18 protein-coding genes, 2 tRNA genes and 3 pseudogenes are annotated in these 23,882 nt (G+C 36.3%); 20 read left to right on the top strand and 3 right to left on the bottom strand.

Annotated elements, in window-relative coordinates; genetic code table 11:
• From Q0162_RS02535 to Q0162_RS02595, 14 genes and pseudogenes are all read left to right on the top strand, one after another.
• Positions 1-141: pseudogene (locus Q0162_RS02535) on the top strand (IS982 family transposase); the annotation flags it as partial.
• 511 nt (positions 142-652) lie between these two features.
• Positions 653-925: pseudogene (locus Q0162_RS13240) on the top strand (DUF4372 domain-containing protein); the annotation flags it as partial.
• A gap of 80 nt (positions 926-1,005) precedes the next feature.
• Positions 1,006-1,881: an IS4 family transposase gene (locus Q0162_RS02540; protein ID WP_297888615.1), complete on the top strand. Its 876-nt coding sequence runs from the start codon at positions 1,006-1,008 to the stop codon at positions 1,879-1,881.
• 152 nt (positions 1,882-2,033) lie between these two features.
• Positions 2,034-2,168 (top strand): hypothetical protein, encoded by a 135-nt coding sequence (locus Q0162_RS02545; protein WP_297888618.1) that lies wholly within the window; start codon positions 2,034-2,036, stop codon positions 2,166-2,168.
• A 194-nt stretch (positions 2,169-2,362) separates the two neighbouring features.
• On the top strand, positions 2,363-5,299 hold the full coding sequence (locus tag Q0162_RS02550; protein ID WP_297888621.1) for a SusC/RagA family TonB-linked outer membrane protein: 2,937 nt from the start codon (positions 2,363-2,365) through the stop codon (positions 5,297-5,299).
• A 20-nt stretch (positions 5,300-5,319) separates the two neighbouring features.
• Positions 5,320-6,936, top strand: a complete 1,617-nt coding sequence (locus tag Q0162_RS02555) for a RagB/SusD family nutrient uptake outer membrane protein (RefSeq protein ID WP_297888627.1) — start codon at positions 5,320-5,322, stop codon at positions 6,934-6,936.
• A gap of 15 nt (positions 6,937-6,951) precedes the next feature.
• Positions 6,952-8,049 carry a substrate import-associated zinc metallohydrolase lipoprotein gene (locus Q0162_RS02560; RefSeq protein ID WP_297888630.1) on the top strand — a complete coding sequence of 366 codons (1,098 nt, stop codon included), beginning with the start codon at positions 6,952-6,954 and terminating at the stop codon, positions 8,047-8,049.
• 10 nt (positions 8,050-8,059) lie between these two features.
• A complete protein-coding gene (locus Q0162_RS02565; protein WP_297888633.1) occupies positions 8,060-9,409 on the top strand; it encodes a DUF4302 domain-containing protein in 1,350 nt (449 codons plus the stop codon).
• A gap of 139 nt (positions 9,410-9,548) precedes the next feature.
• Complete coding sequence (pckA, locus tag Q0162_RS02570; protein WP_002678871.1) at positions 9,549-11,132, top strand: phosphoenolpyruvate carboxykinase (ATP); 1,584 nt, start codon at positions 9,549-9,551, stop codon at positions 11,130-11,132.
• A 144-nt stretch (positions 11,133-11,276) separates the two neighbouring features.
• Positions 11,277-12,692 carry a trypsin-like peptidase domain-containing protein gene (locus Q0162_RS02575; RefSeq protein WP_297888638.1) on the top strand — a complete coding sequence of 472 codons (1,416 nt, stop codon included), beginning with the start codon at positions 11,277-11,279 and terminating at the stop codon, positions 12,690-12,692.
• A gap of 195 nt (positions 12,693-12,887) precedes the next feature.
• Positions 12,888-13,352, top strand: coding sequence for a macro domain-containing protein (locus tag Q0162_RS02580; protein WP_297888641.1), 465 nt, complete (start codon positions 12,888-12,890; stop codon positions 13,350-13,352).
• 22 nt (positions 13,353-13,374) lie between these two features.
• Positions 13,375-13,848 carry a 23S rRNA (pseudouridine(1915)-N(3))-methyltransferase RlmH gene (gene rlmH, locus Q0162_RS02585; protein ID WP_297888644.1) on the top strand — a complete coding sequence of 158 codons (474 nt, stop codon included), beginning with the start codon at positions 13,375-13,377 and terminating at the stop codon, positions 13,846-13,848.
• Between the two features lie 218 nt (positions 13,849-14,066).
• On the top strand, positions 14,067-14,999 hold the full coding sequence (locus Q0162_RS02590) for a malate dehydrogenase (RefSeq protein WP_297888647.1): 933 nt from the start codon (positions 14,067-14,069) through the stop codon (positions 14,997-14,999).
• 136 nt (positions 15,000-15,135) lie between these two features.
• Positions 15,136-15,729 carry a M15 family metallopeptidase gene (locus Q0162_RS02595; protein WP_297888650.1) on the top strand — a complete coding sequence of 198 codons (594 nt, stop codon included), beginning with the start codon at positions 15,136-15,138 and terminating at the stop codon, positions 15,727-15,729.
• Positions 15,730-15,746: 17 nt separating this feature from the next.
• Here Q0162_RS02595 and Q0162_RS02600 read toward each other — a convergent pair.
• Positions 15,747-16,808 (bottom strand): annotated as a pseudogene (locus Q0162_RS02600) (glycoside hydrolase family 6 protein).
• Positions 16,809-16,945: 137 nt separating this feature from the next.
• Here Q0162_RS02600 and Q0162_RS02605 point away from each other — a divergent pair.
• Both Q0162_RS02605 and lipB read left to right on the top strand, forming a co-directional pair.
• Entirely contained in the window at positions 16,946-17,821 is an 876-nt protein-coding gene (locus tag Q0162_RS02605; protein ID WP_297888654.1) for a neutral zinc metallopeptidase, read from the top strand.
• Positions 17,799-18,497, top strand: coding sequence for a lipoyl(octanoyl) transferase LipB (gene lipB, locus Q0162_RS02610; RefSeq protein ID WP_297888657.1), 699 nt, complete (start codon positions 17,799-17,801; stop codon positions 18,495-18,497). The genes Q0162_RS02605 and lipB overlap by 23 nt, the downstream gene beginning before the upstream one ends.
• Before the next feature lie 34 nt (positions 18,498-18,531).
• On the opposite strand, the gene Q0162_RS02615 is transcribed toward lipB, so the two are convergent.
• Both Q0162_RS02615 and Q0162_RS02620 read right to left on the bottom strand, forming a co-directional pair.
• Complete coding sequence (locus Q0162_RS02615; protein WP_297888661.1) at positions 18,532-19,443, bottom strand: AAA family ATPase; 912 nt, start codon at positions 19,441-19,443, stop codon at positions 18,532-18,534.
• Positions 19,440-20,624, bottom strand: a complete 1,185-nt coding sequence (locus Q0162_RS02620; RefSeq protein WP_297888664.1) for a glutathione binding-like protein — start codon at positions 20,622-20,624, stop codon at positions 19,440-19,442. Before Q0162_RS02620 ends, Q0162_RS02615 begins: the two co-directional genes overlap by 4 nt.
• Before the next feature lie 219 nt (positions 20,625-20,843).
• Here Q0162_RS02620 and bioD point away from each other — a divergent pair, with 219 nt between their 5' ends.
• The 4 genes from bioD (at position 20,844) to Q0162_RS02640 (ending at position 23,599) form a co-directional block, all read left to right on the top strand.
• Positions 20,844-21,452 (top strand): dethiobiotin synthase, encoded by a 609-nt coding sequence (bioD, locus tag Q0162_RS02625; protein ID WP_297888667.1) that lies wholly within the window; start codon positions 20,844-20,846, stop codon positions 21,450-21,452.
• 37 nt (positions 21,453-21,489) lie between these two features.
• Entirely contained in the window at positions 21,490-23,280 is a 1,791-nt protein-coding gene (gene argS, locus Q0162_RS02630; RefSeq protein WP_297888670.1) for an arginine--tRNA ligase, read from the top strand.
• A 136-nt stretch (positions 23,281-23,416) separates the two neighbouring features.
• Positions 23,417-23,489, top strand: a tRNA-Gly gene (locus tag Q0162_RS02635).
• 24 nt (positions 23,490-23,513) lie between these two features.
• A tRNA-Leu gene (locus tag Q0162_RS02640) sits at positions 23,514-23,599 on the top strand.
• The last annotated feature ends 283 nt before the right edge of the window (positions 23,600-23,882 follow it).

The raw sequence follows: 23,882 nt of genomic DNA on the forward strand, positions 1-23,882 counted from the left end.
GAACATACAAGACATCGTTCTTTTGATAATTTCGTAACCAACTTATTATCAGTACTTATAGCTTATTCTTTCTTTGATAAAAAGCCTTCTATTAATTTGCAAGAAGACATTGTTGATCTAAAAAGACTCGTTGCTACTTAAATCGAACTCACGTTAATTAGAGAGACAGAAGCTATCATTCCTATCTTTGCTTCAATTTTTTTCTTCTTTGCCATATTTAAATATTTTTGAGATGTGAATTAGCAAATATCTCCATTTTGAGGTTAGTATTTATAAAAATAGGATAGGTTACCTGTTTTTAGTTAAAAAGGTATTTGAACTCTATCATAACTATTAAGAGAGATATTAATGCTGTCTTTTATTCTTTGTTTTGAAATAAGTATTAGGATTTTCTCTTCGTATAAGTCTGTAGCTATAATAGGCAAAAAGCAATGTTCTGAAACTATTGTTTTAAAGAATATAGTCTTTATTTCATCTAAATTCTTATCAGAATAATAATCTGATACCATTAGTATCTCCAAAAATATGTTAAAAATTGTTTGTAAATAACTTATTATCAAAAATTTACATCTTAAAAAAATATGTCCGATACTTGAAATGAATATATTTGCAATCTGAACTTAACTTACAATAAAAATGGAGTTTTTCTCATTGGAATTACTTACTTGTTCTAATTTTTGGACAACTTATAGGTTGTGATAGCCTTAGAGGGCTTGTTGATATACTAACTGTTCACTCAAAAAGAGCTTATCACTTAGGTTTTGGTAAGAATATTATTAACAAAACTATTCTTTCAAGAGCAAATGAAGTTAGAAATCTTAATATTCTCCAATATTTTGCTTTATATATGATTAATATTGCTCAGAAAAAGAGAATTATTAACACTGGTGTTTATCAAAGTCTGTTAAATATTAGTTTTAAATAGTTTGTAATCAATCAATTAAGATTGAAATTTCTTGTCCGAGATTTGAAAAAACAATATTTTTGTGTTCAAAAATTAACGCAATGAATGCAAATAAATATGTTTTTTCACAAGTAACATCGTTTTTGCCCCAAAAATTTTTTAATAGATTAGTTTCTAAATATGATGATAGAACTAAAAATTGGAAATTTTCTCACTGGAATCAGATGTTAGCTCTAATTCTTGGACAACTTATGGGCTGTGCTAGCCTTAGAGAACTTGTTGGTACTATCAATGCTAATTCTAAGATGTCTTATCATTTAGGTCTTGGAAAAAATCTTATAGATTTAAAGACCTTTTCTATTGCAAATAAAGTTAGAGATGTAAAAATATTTGAGCAATATGCTTCCTATATGATAGATATAGCTCAAAAAAAGCTCTCTTTTAAGGACTTTTGCTTGCATGGAAAATTCTATGCTATAGATTCTACAACCATTGATCTATGTATGTCTGTCTTTGAATGGGCTAATTTTAGAAGCACTAAATCAGGAATAAAAATCCATACACAAATTGATTTAGCTACTAAGATACCTACATTTTATAGAATTACAAACGCTAATGTTCACGATACCAAGGGAATGGATTTTATAGAAATTGAGCCTTTGGCATGTTATGTGTTTGATCGTGGCTATTTTAATCTAAATAGGCTTTATAAAATAAATTTAACAAATGCTTTCTTTATTATTCGAGAGAAAGGCTTACCTGATTATGAAATTATCTCAGGAGAAGACCTTCTTGAAAATGACGATAACATCTTGTGTGATCAAACAATTAGGTTTACAGTAAATAGGAATAAGGATAATTATCCCTCTGAACTTAGGCGAATTGTTTATTATGCACCTGATTTGAAAAGAACTTTTACGTATTACACTAACAATTTCCTTCAAAAAGCTACAGAAATAGCTTTTTTGTACAAATAATAGGTGGCAAATTGAGTTGTTTTTTAAGTTTATTAAGCAACATCTTAAAGTAAAATCCTTTTGAGGAAGGTCGGAAACTGCTGTTAGCATACAAATTCACATAGCAATTATCACATATTGCCTTGTGGCTATTGTTTAAAAAGACCTTAAACTTGATAGACCTAATTGCTGAAGTAATCCGTATTTTAGGAAGTTCTCTATTAATTAAAGAACCTATCAGAGAACTATTTACACCACTTTCAAATGAAAGTTATAGCGATGGATTTCAGCTGAAATTAAACCTATAAATTATTTAACAAAAATTTAAGAGATAGTAGTGTAAAAAATCTAATTATTTAGACTTTTAATAATACATAAACATTTCTATTTCTAATCTCTTACAAATTAAAAAGAAACTGTAAAATAATTTTTTAAAAAAAACATTTGCATTATTTCGTTTAGTATTGTATATTTGCGACCTCATTCAACAAGAAATAAAAAAATGAAAGTAACAAAATTAAAAAATCTCTTGCTGTTGTACGTTTTTGTATTTTTATCTCAGTGGGTTACTGCCCAAACTAGAACGACCACTACTACCCAAACTAGAACGGCTACTACTCAAACTACTACAGCACAAGCCCCTATGAATACCAATACACGAGGAGCTACGTCTATATCTGGTAGCACAAAACCTTTATGGGTACTAAATGGAGTAGTGTTAGAAGGTTCAATAGATCTCAAACCTGAAGACCTTGTTTCAGATGACGCTAAAATGCTTATCGCTGCAGCTATACCAGGACTCTCTGCTGAAAGCATCGAAAGCTTTAAAGTACTCAAAGATGCTTCAGCTACCGCCATTTATGGTCAGCGTGCCATAGGAGGTGTTGTTGCTATTACTACTAAACGAGGTACTACTGGTGGTAGCAGTATCACCTATACTAATGAATCTACATTCCGATTTATACCTACTTATGGAGAATACAATATAATGAACTCGCAAGACCAAATGTCGGTGATACAAGAACTCATAAGAGGTGGGCACTTTAAGTCCGAAAACCAATCAATTACTGAAAATAAAGGAGTCATAGGGCGAATGTACGATTTGTTTTATGTATTAGACCGCAATGGTAATTCGGTAGTACCTAATACTGAAGCAGGGCGTACAGCTTATCTACAAGCTGCTGAACGCAGAAATACAAATTGGTTCAACAAACTATTTCAAACTAGTATAATGCAGAACCACACTCTTTCCTTTTCTTCTGGCACTGAAAAATCAACTTATTATGCTTCTTTAAGTGCGTTGTTCGACCCCGGATGGACTAAAGGAGATAAACTAAATCAGTATTCAGGTAACCTAAATGCTAATTATAACTTATCTCCTAAGTTCAAACTTAATGTCATTTCAGACCTTTCATATCAAAAGCAAACCACCCCTAAACAAGATATTTATGATTATGCGATAACTCATTCACGCAGTATGGATCCTAAAGAGTATTACGTAAATGACTTTGCTCCTTACAATATATTCAACGAAATAGATAACGCTTATAAAAATATTAATATAGCCAACCTCAGACTACAAACAGAACTTACCTACAAGATTACTAAGAAAGTAGAAGCTACAATGATGGGAGCTATTAGATATTATACCAATCAACAAAATACAGAATATAAAGAAAACTCAAACTACGCACTATCGTATAGAGCAATGCCTAACTCATTAGTACGTAGCTATAATCCTAGACTCTATGATGATCCTAATGACCCTTACGACCTACCTAGTGTAGTATTACCTGAAGGAGGAATACGTGAGCGAAGAGATCGTACTATTACCAGTAACCACTTCCGTGCAACATTGCGTTATAATGATAGTTTTAAAGGAGGACTTCATAATGTATCGTTATACGCTGGGGCAGAAATGGATAACTACAAAAGTACTGATGACAAAAATCAAAATTATGGAGTGTTGTTTGGATCTGGTAATTATAGTTATTACACTTATTTGCTTTTCAAAAAACTACAAGAGGAAAACAGTACTTACTACAGCATCTACAATACTACAAATAACTATCAGGCTTTCTTTACTAATGGTAGTTACACCTTTGGAAATCGCTATATTATAAATGGCACTCTGCGTTATGACGCTTCTAACAAGTTTGCCGAATCGCGTTATATACGTTGGATGCCTACTTGGAATATAGGAATGAGTTGGATTGTAACTAACGAAAAATTCTTTGACAAGCTATCTCCCCTTTCTCATTTATCTTTTAAAGCCTCTTTTGGGGTTACAGCTATTTCACCTTCAGTTAGCAATTCACTTTCTCAAATTTACACCAATATGCCTTGGCGTAACTCATCTAAACGCGAAATCGGATTGAACATAGTAGATAATGCTAATCACGACCTTACCTACGAAAAAAACCAAGAATTAAACCTTGGCTCTCAGTTTGGCTTGTTCAACAACCGTATCAATATATCTGCTGAATGGTTTAGCCGCAGAAGTTATGATTTGATAGGCAATATTGTAACACAAGGTGTAGGTGGTACTATTACTAAAAAAGGAAATATGGCTGAACTACGCATATACGGAGTTGAGTTTGGATTGGAAACTACTAACATTAAAACTAAAGACTTTAATTGGAAAACCTCATTCATCTATTCACGTTCTAAAAACGAAATAACTAAACTACTTACTAATCCTACTGTACGAAATATGATAGGTTACTCAAGCAGTTCTAAATCAGTAGGAGGTTTTGCTAAAGAAGGTTACCCACTACGATCAATATTTTCTGTACCATTCAACGGATTAAATGACAAAGGATTACCTACATTTTTAGATGCTAATGGCAACAGCACTGTGAGCGGCATTCGTTTTGATAATCGTAATGTAGATTTCTTAGAATATTCAGGCACTCTTATCCCTACTGATAAGGGTAGTTTTAGTAACTACTTCTCCTTTAAGGGAATTTCATTAGGTGTTGTATTTACTTATTCTTATGGTAATGTTGTACGCTTGCGCAAACTCACTAACTCATACAACGACTTTTGGGTAGTACCTCGCGAGCTAAACAATCGTTGGCAATACCCTGGCGATGAACATCTCACCAATATCCCCGTACTCTACACCACTTATATGTACGACCTTTATGGCGGATACAACAATATTATACAAGCTTATAATACTTATGATTATTCTAATGTTCGCATAGCTAAAGGCGATAATATAAGATTGAAAGAAATTTCAGTAGGATATACCTTTGGTAGAGATTTCTTAAAAAAGAACAAATTAAAACAACTTAGTATGAAACTGCAGGGCACCAACCTCGCTCTACTTTATGCTGATAAAAAACTAAATGGCGATGACCCTGACTATTTAGCTAATGGCTATTCACCTATCGCTGCTAAACGACTTATTTTCACCTTACGAGTAGGACTTTAATTTTTTTAAATACAAAAGAAATGAAAAAAATATATATAATAATAGGTGTCTCTGTACTAACTCTTACTGCTTGTAACTCATTACTTGATGAGTTACCTGATAATCAAGTACGAATTGACACCCCGGAAAAAGTAAGACGAGTAGTCACTAATGCTTACCCTACTGCTAGTACAGCTGTAGTGAGTGAATTGTCTTCAGACAATGTAGCTGATATAGGTACTATAATATCCTATGCAAACTTCTTAAGCCAAGAAGCTGCTTATTGGCAACGCATACAAGAATATTCTGATTCTGATGGACTTCAGAATATTTGGACAAGCCACTACAAAGCTATAAATCAAGCAAATACAGCTTTAGAAGCTATTGAAAAAATGGGTTCTCTTGAAGCTACTAAAGCTAGTAAGGGGGAAGCCTTAGTAGCAAGAGCTTATGCACACTTTTCGTTAGTCAACCTTTTTTCAAACCCTTATAATCCCACTACTAGCACTACTGATTTAGGCATTCCTTATATGCTAGCTTCTGAAACAGAATTAGATGGGAGATATAGTAGAGGCACTGTGGCTCAAGTATATGCACAAATAGATGCTGATCTAACAGCTGGACTACCCCTTATAGATGATAGTAGTTATGAGATGCCTAAATATCACTTCAACAAAAAAGCAGCTTATGCTTTCGCTGCTCGCTTTTATCTATACTACCAACAATGGCAAAAAGCCTTAGACGCTGCTAATGTAGTATTAACTAGTAATAATACAACTACTAAAAACATGCTACGTAATTGGCAAGACTTTAGAGATGCTTCAAAAACTGGAGGTACTGACATAGAAAAATTTGGAATCTATTACACTCGTGAAGATGAAACTGCTAACTTAATGTTACATCCTGTTATTTCAGTAATTTCATCATCATATTTCTCAACTACCAATGCTAAAAGGTTTATTCACAACCACCGTATAGCAGGTGAAACATTGGCAACTACTAACCTTTGGGATAAACAAGGAAATTCAGGAAAACCAAATTATGGTTATGAGTTTTATTGGTTTACCCCTTTTGATGTATTTGACAATAGACGTGACGCAGTAATCTATGGAAAATTCCCTACGTTTAAAGACAATAGCACTCATACTATAATGATACCTTTTACTACCGATGAAACCCTTTTGGTAAGAGCTGAAGCTAAAGTGCTCTTAGGAGAATATGATAGTGCTGTCAATGACCTAAATATGTTCACTTCCAAATTTATTCAGCAAACTACTATCAATGGATATACTAGTAGTAATACAGTTACAAAAAATGAAATCATAGATTTTTACAATGGCATGGCCTACTCAGAAAGTACTATAAACGGTGCTACCCAAAAAAAACGCCTTAGCCCTTCATTCACTATCAGTAATGATGGAATACAAGAACCCCTATTGCACTATATATTACAATGCCGACGTATCCTCACCCTAGGAGAAGGCTTGCGATGGCAAGATATACGCCGCTACAATATAGAAGTAACCCGCTACCAAAGTGATAACTCAAACCGAAATGATGCTACTATAAAATCAATATTACCTGCTAACGATTTGCGTAGAGCCATTCAACTACCCGATGCTGTAATAGGCAAAGGAATGAAAGCAAATCCAAGATAATAGAAAATATAGACTATGAAAAAAATACTATACACATTTCTAGCCTTATCTTTTTTAGGCTGCAACAATGACGATAAACTCTCTGATGAGAGTGTTATCATTCGCAATGGAGAAGAAAGTCAGAGCTTGAACCCACAAAATGATTTGGACAAGTACCTAGATGAGACTTTTGCTAAACCATATAACATACAGATTTTGTATCGTTTTTTAGAACGAGAAATCAGTAGAATTTACACTTATACACCTACTAAGTATAACAAAGCAATAGAGTTTGCTAACGTGTTTAACTATCTATTTATTGAACCATATGTTAAGCTCACCTCTAAACCCTTTATGAAAGAACATTCGTTTAATACTCTTATTCTTATTGGTGAACCTGCTTTCAACCCCACAGGAACTAAACTAGTAGGACTTGCAGCTGCTGGTATAAAAATACACCTAACCGACATAAACCACTTAGAACCTAATAATATCTATTGGTTGAATGACAATATTTTGGCTACCCTCTACCATGAAAATGCACATACTTGGCATCAGGCAAAACTCTATACTACTGATTATGAAAAAATATCCGCAAGTGACTATAAAAACGACCGCTGGGTAAACGAATGGAATTTAAACACTAAGAACTATCTAAGAGCAGGCTTTATAACTGCCTACTCAAGTTTTGATCACGATGAGGATTTTGTAGAACTATTAGCACGCTATATAGTATACTACAACGCCTCTCTAGATTGCAACTGTGCTACTACTAATAGTAGTTTAGATACTAATGGTGATGGTTTTGACGATACTTTATATAATGCTTGGAAAGCTAAATTTAGTAACTACGGAAGTACCCTATCTGAATATTATACTCCTTACGAATCTACTAGCGTGTGGGAAGAAGTCTTAAAAAAAGCGGATAGAAAAATAAGACCTACAGAAACTTATACTGGAAAACAGAAAATAGAACAAAAAATAGCCATCATGAAAAAATACCTACAAGACGAATGGAATATCAACCTTGATGAACTTCGCGCTGAAATACGTAGTAGGTACCCTTATGTAGCAGGCAAAACCTTTGATGGCGTTCCTATACAACGAAAAGATTTCACCCGATTAACCCGTTAATATAACAACAATGAAAAAATATATAATTTTATCTTTATTATTCCTCTTCTTTATAAACTGTAATTATAAAGAAAAGGAAACTTTTGAGCAAAAAGCATCTGAGCGCACTGTAAATTCGCTTAACAACTATAAAAAGACTCTAGAAAACGATAGCTATTGGCTCTTAACTTACTACCCTGAACAATATCGTGTAGGTTATTGGGTATATCCATATCAGCCAGAGATTTTTGCTACTGACAAAGATTTTCCTAAAGCTCATAGAAGCATAGGTGGCTATAACTTTTTAATAAAAATGAAAGACGGAAAGGTTACAGCTTCATCAGAAGTGAGTTATACCAATACAGAAGAAACTTCATACTTTTCATACGATATAACTGAAGGACCTACTATTAGTTTCGACACCTTTAATAGTGTATTACATCATTTCCGTTTTGTATCACCTTCATTCCCTAATGCCCGCGGAGGAGAAACTGACTTTATCATCCTAAAGTACGAAAACGATACCTTTACTTTGCGTGGACGTACTTCCAACAACATTATGACTTTAAAAAAATTTACAGGTGATAGAGAAACTTATTTGAACAAAATACGCGAAAATAGCAATGCTCTTCAATACAAAGGTCTTTCTCCTATCAATGTAGGAGGTTCTGAAGTAATCCTTAAGTTATTCCCTAGTTATAGACAACTCACTTTCATATATGACAACAATCAAAAATACATACAATCAGCTTTTATAATCACAGAAAGAGGCATCAAACTTTTTGAACCTATAAACATTAATGGGGTAACCTTTGATGAATTTTATTTTAATCAAGGTAAAACTGCCTTAGTAACCACTGATGGAAACATAACCACTAACTTTGTGAACTCTCCTATCACTATCAGTAGTAATGCTTTATATGTAACTTTTGATACATATAACGCTTCTGAAAAAATAATGGATATTTTCAACAAGGCTAAGAGAGCAGTAGAGCAATCAAAAAACAAAACCCACACCCTACTGAATTATATCAGGTTAGTAAATATAATGGGGAATGACCAACAACAAACAGCAGGAATGCACGCTTACGTAGCTGAAAAAAATAATCTTGATAATACAAGTAGTGTATACTATGAAATGGACTTTGTAGGCGTTGCTAATAATGCTAATGAAGAACAAGTTGAAATTCTTATAAAAGATATGCCTAATGAAGGTGATAGCACTTACAAAAATAGTCTTTACTACTACAGAGAAGCAGAACGATTATTTTTAGACTTAGCTAAGTTAGGTCCTTATAAAAAATCAGTTTATAACGCTAATTACACATATCTAATAAGCGTGAAAGACCCTGATATTTGGTTTTTAGTATATACCCCTTAAAAAATGTTAAAAATATTTTTTTATTACAATTTTTATGCGTACATTTGCAGCGTTTTTCAGAGGAACTTTTACCTTGTCTAAAACTCAAAAAACATAAGTTAGTAAATTATAGAATTTTAAATAAAAAATTTAAGACATTATGAGTAAACCAAAAACACTTTCCGTTGATAAATACGGAATTAAAAACGCTAATGTTCGTTACCAATTGTCTGCTGACGAACTTCACCAAGAAACTTTGGACAAAAAATTAGGTGTTGAAGCATCTTCTGGAGCTATCGCTATCAACACAGGTGAGTTTACTGGTCGTTCTCCTAAAGACCGCTTCATCGTAAAAGATGATATCACCAAAGATCGCGTATGGTGGGGTAACATCAACATCCCTTTCGAACCTGAAAAATTCGATAAACTATACGAAAAAGTAGTAGCTTATCTTTCAAGTAAAGAAATTTACGTTCACGATGGCTATGTTTGCGCCGACCCTAAATACCGCACCAATATCCGTACTATTACTGAACTTCCTTGGAGCAACCTTTTCGCTTTTAATATGTTCTTACGTGTAGAAGATAGCGAACTCGCTTCTTTCAATGAAGATTGGTTAGTTGTTAATGCTCCTGGTTTCAAAGCCGACCCAGCTGTAGATGGCACTCGTCAAGCTAACTTCGCAATCCTTAATTTTACTAAAAAAATCGCCCTTATCGGTGGTACTGGTTATACCGGCGAAATTAAAAAAGGTATCTTCTCTGCTATGAACTTTGAATTGCCTGTATTCCGCAACACTATGCCAATGCACTGTTCTGCTAACGTAGGTAAAGACGGCGATACTGCTATCTTCTTCGGTCTTTCTGGTACTGGTAAAACTACCCTTTCTGCCGATCCTAACCGCCACCTCATCGGTGATGACGAACACGGTTGGACTCCTGAAAATACCGTATTCAACTTCGAAGGTGGTTGCTACGCTAAAGTAGTAGACCTTACCGCTGAAAAAGAACCTGAAATCTTCGCAGCTATCAAAAAAGGCGCTATCCTCGAGAACGTAATTATGGATGATAAAGGTGTTGTAGATTTCGCTCGCACCGATATTACCGAAAACACTCGTGTTTCTTATCCTATTTACCACATCGCTAATATCCAACCAGGTTCAATAGGTCACAACCCTAAAAACATCTTCTTCCTTACTTTCGATGCTTACGGTGTATTGCCTCCAATCTCTAAATTGACTCCTGAACAAGCTGCTTACCAATTCGTTTCTGGTTATACTTCTAAAGTTGCCGGTACTGAGGTAGGTATCACTACTCCTCAAAAAACTTTCTCTGCTTGCTTCGGAGCTGCCTTTATGCCTCTTCACCCAGCTGAATATGGTAAACGTTTGGCTGAAAAAATCAAAGAAACTGGCGTAAACGTATGGTTGGTAAACACTGGTTACAATGGTAAAATGAAAAGATGCAGCTTGAAAGATACCCGCGCTCTTATCACTGCGGCTCTTACTGGCAAACTTAACAATGTTGAGTACAAAGAATTACCTATCTTCGGTTTCAAAGTACCTCAATCTTGCGAAGGTGTTTCAGATCAAAGCATCTTGAACTCAGAAAACACTTGGGACGACAAAGCTCAATTCAGCGCTAAACTCAAAGAATTGGCTGAATCATTTGTACAAAACTTCAAAGATAAAAAATTCGCTGAAGGTGCAAGTGCCGACGTCCTCGCTGGTGCTCCTAAATTGTAATTTAACTTTAAAGGATATAGTTTGAAAAAGGCTGCTTCCGATGGGAAGCAGCCTTTTTCTATCTCCCGACCCCTGACCCCTGAATTTGGCACAATTGTTGCCTAATTGTCTTACGAGATAAAACAAATTAGTAAAACAAAAAATATGATGAAGAATTACGCAACAATGATAGCTACTGCCTTCCTCGGCGGAGCTATGACCTTAGGAGGGTATAAACTCTTTATAGATAAACACGATGCCAAACAAGAGGCGCTTGATTTGCTTTCACGTCCCGCTTTGGTGCAAACCAATCACACTACCCCTGAAAGAACGGTAGCAGGTGAAACCAACTTTATAGAAGCGGCTAACAAAACGGTGAATAGTGTCGTGCACGTGAAGAACACTGTAAAATCACAAGGAGGTGTAACCTCTATTTTCGATCTTTTTTATGGTAATGGGGGAGGCGAACAAACCCAAGTAGGTACCGGTTCTGGGGTTATCATTACCCCTGATGGTTATATAGTTACCAATAATCACGTGATTGCGAATGCTACTACTTTGGAGGTTACCCTTAACAACAATAAAACTTATACTGCTAAGCTTATAGGCACAGATGCTTCTTCGGATATTGCCTTACTGAAAATAGAAGCCGATGAAAAACTACCTTTTCTTACTTTTGCCGACTCCGATAATACTCAAGTAGGAGAATGGGTGCTTGCGGTAGGGAATCCTTTTAACTTAAATTCTACCGTTACCGCGGGAATTATTAGTGCAAAAGCACGTAACATCAGTGAACTTGGTAGCGATAAAATAGAATCTTTTATACAAACTGATGCTGTGGTAAATATGGGGAATAGCGGCGGAGCTTTGGTAAATCTCAATGGTGATCTTATAGGTATCAATACTGCAATCTCATCTACTACAGGGGTATATATGGGCTACTCGTTTGCAGTGCCTAGTAATATCGCTAAGAAAGTGGTGGAAGACCTGATAGAGTACGGGAATGTACAACGTGGGGTGATGGGTGTACGTGGACAAGCATTAGACTCCGAAGTAGCTAAGAAACTCAATGTAAAAGAAACAGAAGGATTCTATGTAGATTCAGTAGAAGATGAGTCAGGAGCTGGTAGTGCTGGACTTAAAAAAGGTGACATCATCAAGCAAATTGACAACGTGAAAATACATAAATACTCTGATCTTAGTGGTCATATCGCTTCTAAACGTCCTGGTGATATGCTAAAAGTAACCTATGTACGAGAAGGTAAAGAACGTACTGCTAATATTACTCTCAAGAAAAACACTACTTATGTAATACAATCCTTAGGTTTGGAAGTGAAAAACCTTTCAGAAGCTGACCAAAAACGTTTTAAAACTAAAAACGGAGTGAAGGTTACCGCTGCAGGTCAGTTTTATGAGTATAATAATATAAATATAGTGGGTAAAGTATTACTTTCTGTTAACGGAAAGACCATTAAGGATGTAGATGAATTGAAAAATATAATGTCTACACTTTCCTCACGTAATCGCAACTCATTAGAAATTTTGAATGAAAAAGGAGAAAAAGAAAGATTCTTCTTCTAATAAATATTTTATGCCATTGAGGCTCATATCTTTGCCAAAGGTTCTTGCCCGTGAGGCTCACACCTTTGGCAAAGTTTTTAATTCTCTTTGTTTGACTTGTTAGCCTCGTCTAAGTCGTCTAATCTCAACCTAAAGCCTCCGAGATTCTTCAAGTCTCCAGAGATTTTTTAAACCTTATAATTAGAAAAATTAACAATGATACACTATCTAAAGGCTGATGCTACTCTGCCACAAACCGAAGGTAACATTATCATCACCCATATTTGTAATGATATAGGTGCTTGGGGTAAAGGTTTTGTGTTAGCACTTTCCAAACGCTGGAAAACACCTGAAAAACAATATAAACAATGGTATAAACAAGGCGAAGATTTCGCTTTGGATGCAGTGCAGTTTGTAAAAGTAGAAAGCGATATATGGGTTGCCAATATGATTGGGCAACATAAAATATATAAAGATGAAAATGGCAATCCACCCATTCGTTATGAAGCAGTGAAAAAAGCCTTACAACAAGTAGCCAATTTTGCTCTTGAAAACAATGCCAAAGTACAAATGCCCCGCATAGGTTGCGGATTAGCAGGAGGTACTTGGGATAAAATTGAAGCCATTATCAATGAAACCCTTTTAGAAAAAAATATAGAAGTATTCGTCTGCGACTTATAATTTTTCACTTTTTACTTAACCGATGAATATCAAACTTATAGCGGTAGGAAAAACCGATAATTCAGCCTTACAAGAGCTCATCACCACCTATGAAAAGCGACTTTCGTACTACATCAATTTTGAATTGCAACTCTTGCCTGATATTAAGAATAGCAAATCACTATCGGAAGAGCAACAAAAAACAAAAGAAGGCGATCTGATTCTCAGTAATATAGCCTCTTCTCATCATCTGATACTCTTAGACGAACGAGGCAAAGAGTACACCTCAGTAGCTTTTGCCAATGAATTGCAAAAGAAAATGAATGCTGGCGTCAAGCAGCTCACTTTTGTGATTGGCGGACCTTATGGTTTTTCAAAAGAAGTATATGACCGTGCTAATGGTAAGCTTTCGCTCTCCAAACTCACCTTTTCACACCAAATGATACGTCTATTTTTTGTGGAACAACTCTACCGTGCTTTTACGATTCTCCGTAATGAGCCCTATCATCACCAATAATATTAATTTCTCAAAACAACACCGCTAGCGCGAGCTTGCAGCTCGTGCCTCCGGAATTGGCGGTAATCTGAAAAATTGCACTTGATGGTGGAATGGACGGAGAGTGTATTTTTTGAAAAATATTTGCACAATTGTTGAAAACTTACTACTTTTGTGGCGTGAAAATAACCATTGATTGAGCTCTTTATATAGCTCATCATCTTTAAATAATAGATTATATGAAAGTTACAGTAGTAGGCGCTGGTGCCGTAGGAGCAAGTTGCGCAGAGTACATTGCTATTAAAGACTTCGCGTCTGAAGTAGTTCTAATTGACATCAAAGAAGGTTTTGCAGAAGGTAAAGCTATGGATTTGATGCAAACTGCTCCCCTCAATGGGTTTGACACTCGTATTGTAGGGGTTACAAATGATTATTCTAAAACTGCAGGCAGTGATGTAGCTGTGATTACCTCAGGTATTCCTCGTAAACCAGGTATGACTCGCGAAGAGCTTATTGGTACCAATGCTAACATTGTGAAATCAGTTGTTGAACAATTGGTGAAATATTCACCTAATGTGATTGTAATTGTAGTAAGTAACCCTATGGATACTATGGCTTATTTGGTACACAAAGCTACTAAATTACCTAAAAATCACATCATCGGTATGGGTGGAGCTCTTGATAGCGCTCGTTTTAAATATCGTTTGGCAGAAGCTCTTAACAGTCCGATTTCAGATGTAGATGGTATGGTAATCGCTGCTCATAGTGATAGTGGTATGTTGCCTCTTACTCGTTTGGCAAGCTATCGCGGTGTGCCAGTAACCGAGTTTTTGAGTGCTGATCGTCTTAACCAAGTAGCTGAAGATACTAAAGTAGGTGGAGCTACTCTTACTAAACTTTTAGGAACTTCAGCTTGGTATGCTCCAGGAGCTGCTGTATCAGCTTTAGTACAGGCAATTGCTTGTGACCAAAAGAAACTTTTCCCTTGCTCAGTATTACTTGAAGGTGAATACGGACAAAAAGATGTATGCGTAGGGGTTCCTGTAATCATCGGTAGAGATGGTGTTGAAAAAATTGTAGAGGTAAAACTTAACGATGCTGAAAAAGCTAAATTTGCAGAAAGTACTGAAGCAGTACGTGAAGTAAATAAAGCTTTAGCAAGTGTGTTATAGTCTGCCTTAAGACCTTAAAATTAGAATAAAAGCGACTTTTCCGAAAAAAAGTCGCTTTTATTTTATTTGGTATTCCCGTTCTCCGAAGGGGATAATCCGCAAAAAATACTTATAACTATTAAAATTTCTTTTATTTATGAAATATATTCTTGCATTTTTTGTCACTTTTATTACTACGGCACAACAAACTGATTTTGTGCTCCTCAAAGGTCTTTCTTCCGATTTTGTATTTGATATGAAATATGCAACTCCTGATAACTTTCTTAAACAAGCTGTTTATGAGTGTGGAGAATGCTATCTGCGCAAAAAAACAGCGGAAGCCTTGGTAAAAGCTAATGAGGAGTTTAAAACTTTGGGATATCGCATCAAACTATTTGATTGCTATCGACCTCTTGAAGTACAAAAAAAGATGTGGAAAATACTTCCAGGAACTCATTATGTAGCCAATCCTGCCAAAGGTTCCAAACACAATCGTGGAGCAGCAGTTGATCTCACTTTAGTAGATAAGGATGGTAAAGAATTGGATATGGGCACTCCTTTTGATTTTTTTGGTGAGAAAGCTCATCATACTTGTACCACTCTTCCTAAAAAAGTACTCGAAAATCGCAAGTTGCTAAAAGATATACTCAACAAATACAACTTCAAATCTATTTATTCGGAGTGGTGGCATTACGAATACCGCCCTGAAATGCAATCCAAAGTTGAAAACTTCCAATGGCAATGTGAATAATTACGAATTACGAGGTGTTATTTGAGATTGTTAGGCAGCTCTAAAATTTGTATGCTTTTAACTCTAATAGCGTTGTTTATCAAAGCACGAGTATATTCAGGATAAGGTTCTCCCGCTGCAGGGGCTCCCATTTTACATTCACCGTCGGAACCACCTCCCCCATTAATCCATAGATAAGCATCGGCGTGTGCTCTAGTGGTTTTGGTAGTGCTACGCGGACCTAAAGCCGCATTGAAGTTGTTGCAAGAGTTATAAGGAGCATTGGCATTCTGGTGTTTAGGACGGTTGATGCCACTCCGACCTGTGTCAATCACGTAATGCACATTTTTAAAACCTTTAGTAGCCAAATAAGCTACAAACTTTTCCGCTCCAGCTTCTTCTTCGGCAGTACCTCCCAAACCTGAAACATTCAATGCAAAACCTCACATATATTTTAAACCTCCGTCTATAATAGCATTGGCAATATTTTCAGGATATTAGGTGACCAAACCAGAGTTTCCCGCGTGAATATAACTCGCTACATTAGGGTTGTTCTTATTTAATTTTTCGGCAGCATACCTTAGCAATTCAGCACGCTTATTGTATTTAGCCGAACCTCTTGGATGACCACAGTAGTTAATAGCATCGGGTTCTATAATTACTACAGCACGACGTTGCCTAATGATAGCACTAACACGATCTATCCACGCTTTATAAGAAGCCGCATTAGGGTGCCCACCTTTAGAAAATGACCCACAATCACGTTCAGGAATACCATAAAGTACTACTATAGGTGTTTTGTGAGCACGTTCAGCTCCCTCTACAAAGTTTTTCAGCTAACCATTGTTCTTCTCACTATTAGGACTCATACCGTCATACCATCCGCCACAAGGGGTACCATACACTTGGTAATAGAGTTTTTTCAGTTCTACGTTAGGTTCTTTTTTTACAGCATTCAAACGAGAAGGTTCTAAATAGAAATCCCAATCATAAGGGATTTGTGTAGTTGAAGTCTGCGTAGAGGGGTCGTTGTCTTCCCCTGATTTTTCACAAGCGATAATGATCAATAGAAAAGCTACTAAGGATACTAATTTATTCATAATTTTCTTTTTTAATGTTTTAAAACTACAAAGGTAGTACTTTATTTTTGATTTTGCGCACAATTCTCCCTCGCAAATTGGCAAATTCACAAATTATTACTACATTTGCCCCCGAAAACTCAAAATAAGAAAAAACTATGAAATGGGAAGGAAGACGTCAAAGTAGCAATGTTGACGATCGCCGTGGTATGCGCGGCAAAGGCGGACTTATCGCTGGCGGTGGTATCGTCGGTATCATCGTTGTATTATTGCAACTATTTGGTGGCGAAACAGGACAACAAGTAGCCTCTGTTGTAAACCAAGTAGCAGGTGGTAACCAAACACAACAAGCAGTAGAACGTGTAGAACTCAATGCCGAACAGAAAAAAATAGGCGAATTTACTGCCACAGTACTCGCTGATACCGAAGATGTTTGGGAAAAAGTATTCTCTCAAAATGGATTAGGTACCTATAAAAAACCTACCTTAGTACTCTTCACCGAAAATGTCAGCACCGGTTGCGGTAATGCTACGGCAGCTGTAGGTCCTTTTTATTGTCCTGCCGACCAAAAGCTCTATATGGATATGGACTTTTTTGAAGAACTCAAATCTCGATTCGGAGCTAAAGGCGGCGACTTTGCCATCGCTTATGTGATGGCTCACGAGGTGGGGCATCATATTCAAACGCTCTTGGGTACCTCTCAGCAAGTACGCCAAAAACAACAAGGGCTCTCCAAGGCTGCTGCCAATAAATGGTCAGTAGCTCAAGAGTTGCAAGCCGATTTCTATGCAGGGGTTTGGGCGCACCATAATCAAAAATATTTGGATACCGATGATATCGACGAAGCACTTAGTGCCGCAAATGCTGTAGGTGATGATGCTATACAAAAACGTATGCAAGGACACGTAGTCCCCGATTCCTTTACTCACGGTACTTCTGAACAACGAAAATATTGGTTTACCAAAGGCTATAACACTGGCGACATCCGTCAGGGTAATATTCAAACTATTTATGAACAAACAAGTAATCGTTAGAGATTTAGGCAATAAAGACTATAAAGAAACTTGGGACTACCAAGAAAACCTCTTTCAAAAAATTGTCGAGCAGAAAACAAATAACCGAGCTAATAACACTCACTTACCTACTGATAATTATTTTCTCTTTGTAGAGCACCCTCACGTCTATACCTTGGGTAAAAGCGGACATATAGAGAATTTGCTTATTGATGAAGAAGGATTAAAGAAAAAAGGAGCTACTTTCTATAAAATTAATAGGGGAGGGGATATCACCTATCACGGTCCTGGTCAAATTGTAGGCTATCCTATTTTAGATTTAGATAACTTTTTTACTGACATTCACAAGTACCTCCGCTTTTTAGAAGAAGTGCTCATTCGCACTCTTGCCGAGTATGGTCTCAAAGCAGAGCGCAGTGAAGGTGAAACAGGCGTTTGGCTTGATGTAGGAACTCCTTTTGCTCGCAAAATTTGTGCTATGGGAGTACGTTGTTCCCGCTGGATAACAATGCACGGTTTCGCCCTAAATGTAAATACTGATTTGGGATATTTTGATAATATTATTCCTTGTGGAATTCGCGGTAAGGCAGTAACATCGCTAAACGTAGAATTAGCTAAAGATAAAGTGGATATAGCAGAAGTAAAATCGCATATCCTGAAACATTTTAAGGAATTGTTTGAAACTGAATTGATATAAAAAAGCTGTGCAAATAGCACAGCCTTTTTTATATCTAAAAATCCCCGTAATTCACTTGAAAGCAAGGTAAATGCAAATCCTTGCGCCACATATCTACTACTTGGTTGCGGTCATCTAAAAGGAATTCTACAAAGTATTTTCCTTGTATTTCACCCTCAAAAAGTTCTCTTTTAATGATGTTATCTTTGCGGAAATCGTTAGAGGTGCGCATCAGCAGTAAGTCGTAACCTATTTGGTGTTTATCGAGAAAACGCACTGTAGGTTCGCGGAATTTATCTTCGCGCCCCGAGAGCAAAATCACTTGATAGCCCCGTTGTTTAGCCATTTTCAAAGTAGCAGCTACAGGTTCGTTCAGCAAGTCGTTATCACAAGTCGCCGCGTTGTAAGGATCACGACCATTGAGCAAGGAAAGAGTACCATCTAAATCGCAAATCACAGCCTTAGGTAGGTTCTTATCTTGAGTAACATAGCTGGTAGTTGCCACTTGTACTTTGCGAGGAATAGGAGCAAAATCAAATTTTTCGAGAGTGTGCTTTAGGTTAGCCACATTTCTCTCTACCACACTTTTAGATATGAATTTTCCCGTTTCTTCATAGCGTTTATCACAGCGTTTTACTAATTCGTCTACAGGTAAATCAAATACTTTAAAACTGATATCAGCGTATTCAGTATAAGTGTGAATCATATCCTGAATGGTGCGCAGCGATGTGTTTGTAGCATCGATAATCACATTGGTATCACTTTTTAGCAAGGTGAGCACCGAGGCTTCTACCATTTTGCTAATGCGCTCTTCATAGAACGGAATCATTAGTGAATCACCAAACTGCATCAAGCGAAAGTCATCGCGATTCACGCGTATCCAATTGTCTTCGGTACGTAAAAAATAACGTGCAAAGGTAGATTTACCCGACCCCGGGGCACCCACCAATATAAGAAGTTTACTCATAGTCTGCTGTCTAATTGATTTTCTACCTCTTCCCCTAAAATGCGGTCGAGTACTAAGTTTTTAAATTCGTAATTCTCCTCGTGAATTTCATTATAAGGCGTTTGCAAAAGTTTGGCATTGATAGCCCAATCGTTGATAGAACATTTCAGCTTACCTTTTATATTGCGTTTAGCGATTTGTTCTTCTAATCGGTCTTGAAAATCCACCCCGTAAATGAGTGTGAGGTAATCGTTGTTGCGCACTTTGAAAGCAGGCGGTATGCCTTGCATAAAAGCCTTACGAGGCTTGATAACTACCCCCTCTTCGTCATTGGCGTTCATTCGGTCTACCCAAGCGCGTATTTCGGGGTATTTGGCTTCAAAGTCAGCAGTATCCGTAAAAGTGTAGTGCAAAAATTCATCACTGTTAATACGTGCAAAACTGAGGTTGTCATTCACAAAATGTTCAGTCCCATCATCGTAGATTTCCTTTAAAATATTAAAAGGTTTGAAGTAAACAGTTGCATCTTTGCCAAAGATGTCCAATTGTCTTTTAAACAGAGCAATATTCTTCTCATAGTGAGGCAAATCGAGTAGCTTCATATCGCGTATCGATTGGTACTGACGAATGATGTGGGTAGGGTATTTATCTTTCAATTCCTTGCCCGAAAGTACTTTGGCGTCAGCCACAAAAGCTAGGTATTCAGGTTTTTGCTTGATAGCGTTTATTTTTTCATATAAGTCGCTCTGTTGCAAGTAGTCGCAATGTATCTGATGAGAGATGTAATAAGCCGAAAACTCATTGGTAATAAGTCCTTTACCTAAAGCCGACCACGGCATCAATTCCGATTGGATAATGCGAATAGTTGTGTTCTCCCAGCTGAACTTAGCGTGTAACTGAGCGAGTGCTGACACCCATTGTGAACGATCTAAATGATTGATTTTATAACCATTTCGGCTTACTAAATAACTATCTTCTAAGTTCTTATGTAAGTAAATATCACAATAAGAACCCATATATTTCTTCTGTATTAAAATCTCTTTGATGTCTCTGTCAAAGAACCATCGCAAGCCCTCATAAAGACTTTCAATTTCATTGCGCCCCACCGATTTAGGAGCTGGTGAAATTGTAGGCGAAAAAGCATTGATTTTGTTCTTGCAAAACCAATCAATACGTTTTTTTATAAGTGTTTTATCTTCCATCGCTTAAATTTGAGGCAAAGATAGAAAAAAAAAAGAAATACTAACCCCGTTTTCCATTTTTTTGAAGCCAGAAGCTATATAATATTTTTTACTTTATGCTTCTCTCTAACCTTTTTTCCTTTTCAAACCTACAAAAAAACGACACTAAAAACTAACAAGTAATTTTGCTCATTTGGCAATTACTTTGTAATTTTGCGCTCTCAAAACAAACCATTCAAAATGAAAGATACTTATTTTGTGGTGGGTATCTCCACCGAAGTTGGCAAAACCATTGTTTCAGCGATTCTTACAGAGGCTTTTCAAGCCGATTATTGGAAGCCTATACAATCAGGGGATTTAGAAAACTCGGATACTGACAAGGTAAAACGACTTATTAGTAGTACACATACAGTATTTCACCTTAATAGTTATGGACTACATACCCCTGCAAGTCCACATCTTTCAGCTCAATTAGATGGTGTACGGATTGAACTTTCTAAAATTGTACGACCTGAAACTAATAATACACTTGTTATAGAAGCAGCAGGTGGATTGTATGTTCCTCTCAATGAAAAAGATATGATGCTTGATCTAATTCACCCTACTGATAAAGTCATTTTAGTTTCTCGTCATTATTTGGGTAGTATTAACCACACTTTACTAACTTATGAAACTCTTAAAAACAGAGGTTTAAACATACATAGTATAGTATTCAGTGGCACTCCTACTCCATCAACTGAAGAAGTGATTTTGCGTCATACCAACTTACCTGTATTGCTACATATTGATGAAGAACCCTATTTTGACAAACAAATCATTTTAAAATACGCAACAAAAGTTAATAAATAAATCCCTCGTGGTTTGCACCAAATTGATAAATTAATATATGCAGAATTTAAACGATACCCTTAAACAACATATACAAAAAGCAGTACAAGAACTGTACAACGTAAGTTTAGAAAATGTAGAATTGCAACAAACTAAAAAAGAGTTTGTAGGTGATGTGACCCTTGTAGTCTTCTCACTTTTGCGCCACATCAAAGGCAATCCTGTGCAAATAGGTGAACAAATAGGAACTTACCTCAAAGAAAAAGTAGGTAATTTAGTAACCGATTTCAATGTGATTAAAGGCTTTCTAAACCTTGTTATCGCTGATACTTATTACCTCAACTTTTTAACAGAAATAAAAGACAATCCTCAGTTTGGGTTAATAACACCTAATAGCAAAGAGGCTATTTTAGTAGAATACTCATCTCCTAACACTAATAAGCCTTTGCACTTAGGACATATCCGTAACAATCTCTTAGGTTATTCAGTAGCCGAAATCTTAAAAGCTGCCGGACATAAAGTGTATAAAACCCAAATCATCAACGATAGAGGAATACACATTTGCAAATCTATGGTAGCTTGGCAACGCTTTGGCAATGGAGAAACTCCTGAAAACACAGGATTAAAAGGAGATAAATTGGTAGGAAACTACTATGTTGCATTTGATAAAGCGTATAAAGAAGAAATACAAGAACTAATAGTTCAAGGAAAATCGAAAGAAGAAGCTGAAAAACAAGCACCTATATTTATAGCAGCTCAAGAGATGCTTCGCCAATGGGAAGCAGGCGACCCTGAAGTAATGAAACTTTGGAAGCAAATGAACGGATGGGTATACGATGGTTTTGCGGTTACTTATAAGAATTTAGGAGTAGATTTCAACTCGTACTACTACGAAAGCAATACCTATTTATTAGGAAAAGACATCGTAGAACAAGGTCTACAAAAAGGGGTATTCTTCAAAAAAGAAGATGGCTCTGTTTGGTGCGATCTCACCGCTGATGGTTTAGATGAGAAGTTGGTACTCCGCGCCGATGGTACTTCAGTGTATATGACCCAAGATATGGGTACTGCCTCTCAGCGTGTGAAAGACTATCCTGATGTAAAAGGAATGGTCTATACTGTGGGCAATGAACAAGATTACCACTTCAAAGTACTTTTTCTTATCTTGAAAAAATTGGGGTACGATTGGGCATCACACTTGTACCACCTCAGCTATGGTATGGTTGATTTACCTAGTGGAAAGATGAAAAGCCGTGAAGGCACTGTTGTAGATGCTGATGATCTAATTGCTGAAATGGAACAGACTGCCAAAGTAATTTCACAAGAACTCGGTAAACTCGATGGCTATTCCGAAGCACAAAAAAAGGCTTTGTATCACACCATTGGCTTAGGAGCCTTGAAATACTATATATTAAAGGTAGATCCTAAAAAACGCATCTTGTTTGATCCTAAAGAATCTATTGATTTTCAAGGAAACACAGGCCCATTTATACAATACACATACGCTCGTATCCAATCTATTTTGCGAAAATATGCTGAAATGCGCGACAATAAAGAGGCAATAACTCTACCTAGTGTTTTGCAAGAAAAAGAAAAGACTTTGCTAAAGAGCATCACTCTTTTTCCCTCTATTGTGCAAGATGCCGCCGATAATTATAGCCCTGCTGTAGTTGCTAATTACGTATACGATTTGGTAAAAGACTTCAATTCATTCTATCAAAACGTTTCCATTTTAGGTGAAGAAGATGCAAGCAAACGCCATTTTAGAGTAGCTTTAAGTAAAAAAATAGGTGAAATCATCGCAGAATCTTTCAAAATGCTAGGAATACAAGTTCCTGAAAGAATGTAAATTAGAAAAAAGACATAAAAAAAGTTAAAAAAAAGTTGTTAAAAAATTTGCAAGAATGGATATTTGTCGTACCTTTGCACCGCAAATGAGAAACAAAGTAACTCCTCAAATGCAAATTTACTGAAACAAATAACAAGCGAAAATAGCTCAGTTGGTAGAGCGCAACCTTGCCAAGGTTGAGGTCGCGGGTTCGAACCCCGTTTTTCGCTCTTTTTTATGTCTATCATAAAGAAGCTCGGATGGTGGAATCGGTAGACACGCTGGACTTAAAATCCAGTGGGCAGTAATGCTTGTGCGGGTTCAAGTCCCGCTCCGAGTACAATCTACAATTACAACCCTTTGATTTTCAAAGGGTTGTATTTTTTTAAGGGCTGATTTAGCCAACATTTAGCCGAAAACTTTCAAAAACCATTTTTCAGAGGTATTTTTTTACCTCCTGAATGTAACTACAAAAAATAAAATCACTATTTTTTAAGTAGTAATTTTTTACTCTTTGTCAATTTTTGTGGATAATTTAACGTAAGTTCGATTTAAGCAGCAACGAGTCTTTTTAGATCAACAATGTTTTCTTGCAAATTAATAGAAGGCTTTTTATCAAAGAA

This window comes from uncultured Capnocytophaga sp. (genome assembly GCF_937936315.1).
GTDB lineage: Bacteria > Bacteroidota > Bacteroidia > Flavobacteriales > Flavobacteriaceae > Capnocytophaga.

Excerpts from the sequence above, each read along its gene's own strand:
- Q0162_RS02540 (WP_297888615.1), top strand. The coding sequence starts at position 1,006 with ATGAATGCAAATAAATATGTTTTTTCACAAGTAACATCGTTTTTGCCC.
- Q0162_RS02550 (WP_297888621.1), top strand. The coding sequence starts at position 2,363 with ATGAAAGTAACAAAATTAAAAAATCTCTTGCTGTTGTACGTTTTTGTA.
- Q0162_RS02555 (WP_297888627.1), top strand. The coding sequence starts at position 5,320 with ATGAAAAAAATATATATAATAATAGGTGTCTCTGTACTAACTCTTACT.
- Q0162_RS02560 (WP_297888630.1), top strand. The coding sequence starts at position 6,952 with ATGAAAAAAATACTATACACATTTCTAGCCTTATCTTTTTTAGGCTGC.
- Q0162_RS02565 (WP_297888633.1), top strand. The coding sequence starts at position 8,060 with ATGAAAAAATATATAATTTTATCTTTATTATTCCTCTTCTTTATAAAC.
- pckA (WP_002678871.1), top strand. The coding sequence starts at position 9,549 with ATGAGTAAACCAAAAACACTTTCCGTTGATAAATACGGAATTAAAAAC.
- Q0162_RS02575 (WP_297888638.1), top strand. The coding sequence starts at position 11,277 with ATGATGAAGAATTACGCAACAATGATAGCTACTGCCTTCCTCGGCGGA.
- Q0162_RS02580 (WP_297888641.1), top strand. The coding sequence starts at position 12,888 with ATGATACACTATCTAAAGGCTGATGCTACTCTGCCACAAACCGAAGGT.
- rlmH (WP_297888644.1), top strand. The coding sequence starts at position 13,375 with ATGAATATCAAACTTATAGCGGTAGGAAAAACCGATAATTCAGCCTTA.
- Q0162_RS02590 (WP_297888647.1), top strand. The coding sequence starts at position 14,067 with ATGAAAGTTACAGTAGTAGGCGCTGGTGCCGTAGGAGCAAGTTGCGCA.
- Q0162_RS02595 (WP_297888650.1), top strand. The coding sequence starts at position 15,136 with ATGAAATATATTCTTGCATTTTTTGTCACTTTTATTACTACGGCACAA.
- Q0162_RS02605 (WP_297888654.1), top strand. The coding sequence starts at position 16,946 with ATGAAATGGGAAGGAAGACGTCAAAGTAGCAATGTTGACGATCGCCGT.
- lipB (WP_297888657.1), top strand. The coding sequence starts at position 17,799 with ATGAACAAACAAGTAATCGTTAGAGATTTAGGCAATAAAGACTATAAA.
- Q0162_RS02615 (WP_297888661.1), bottom strand. The coding sequence starts at position 19,443 with ATGAGTAAACTTCTTATATTGGTGGGTGCCCCGGGGTCGGGTAAATCT.
- Q0162_RS02620 (WP_297888664.1), bottom strand. The coding sequence starts at position 20,624 with ATGGAAGATAAAACACTTATAAAAAAACGTATTGATTGGTTTTGCAAG.
- bioD (WP_297888667.1), top strand. The coding sequence starts at position 20,844 with ATGAAAGATACTTATTTTGTGGTGGGTATCTCCACCGAAGTTGGCAAA.
- argS (WP_297888670.1), top strand. The coding sequence starts at position 21,490 with ATGCAGAATTTAAACGATACCCTTAAACAACATATACAAAAAGCAGTA.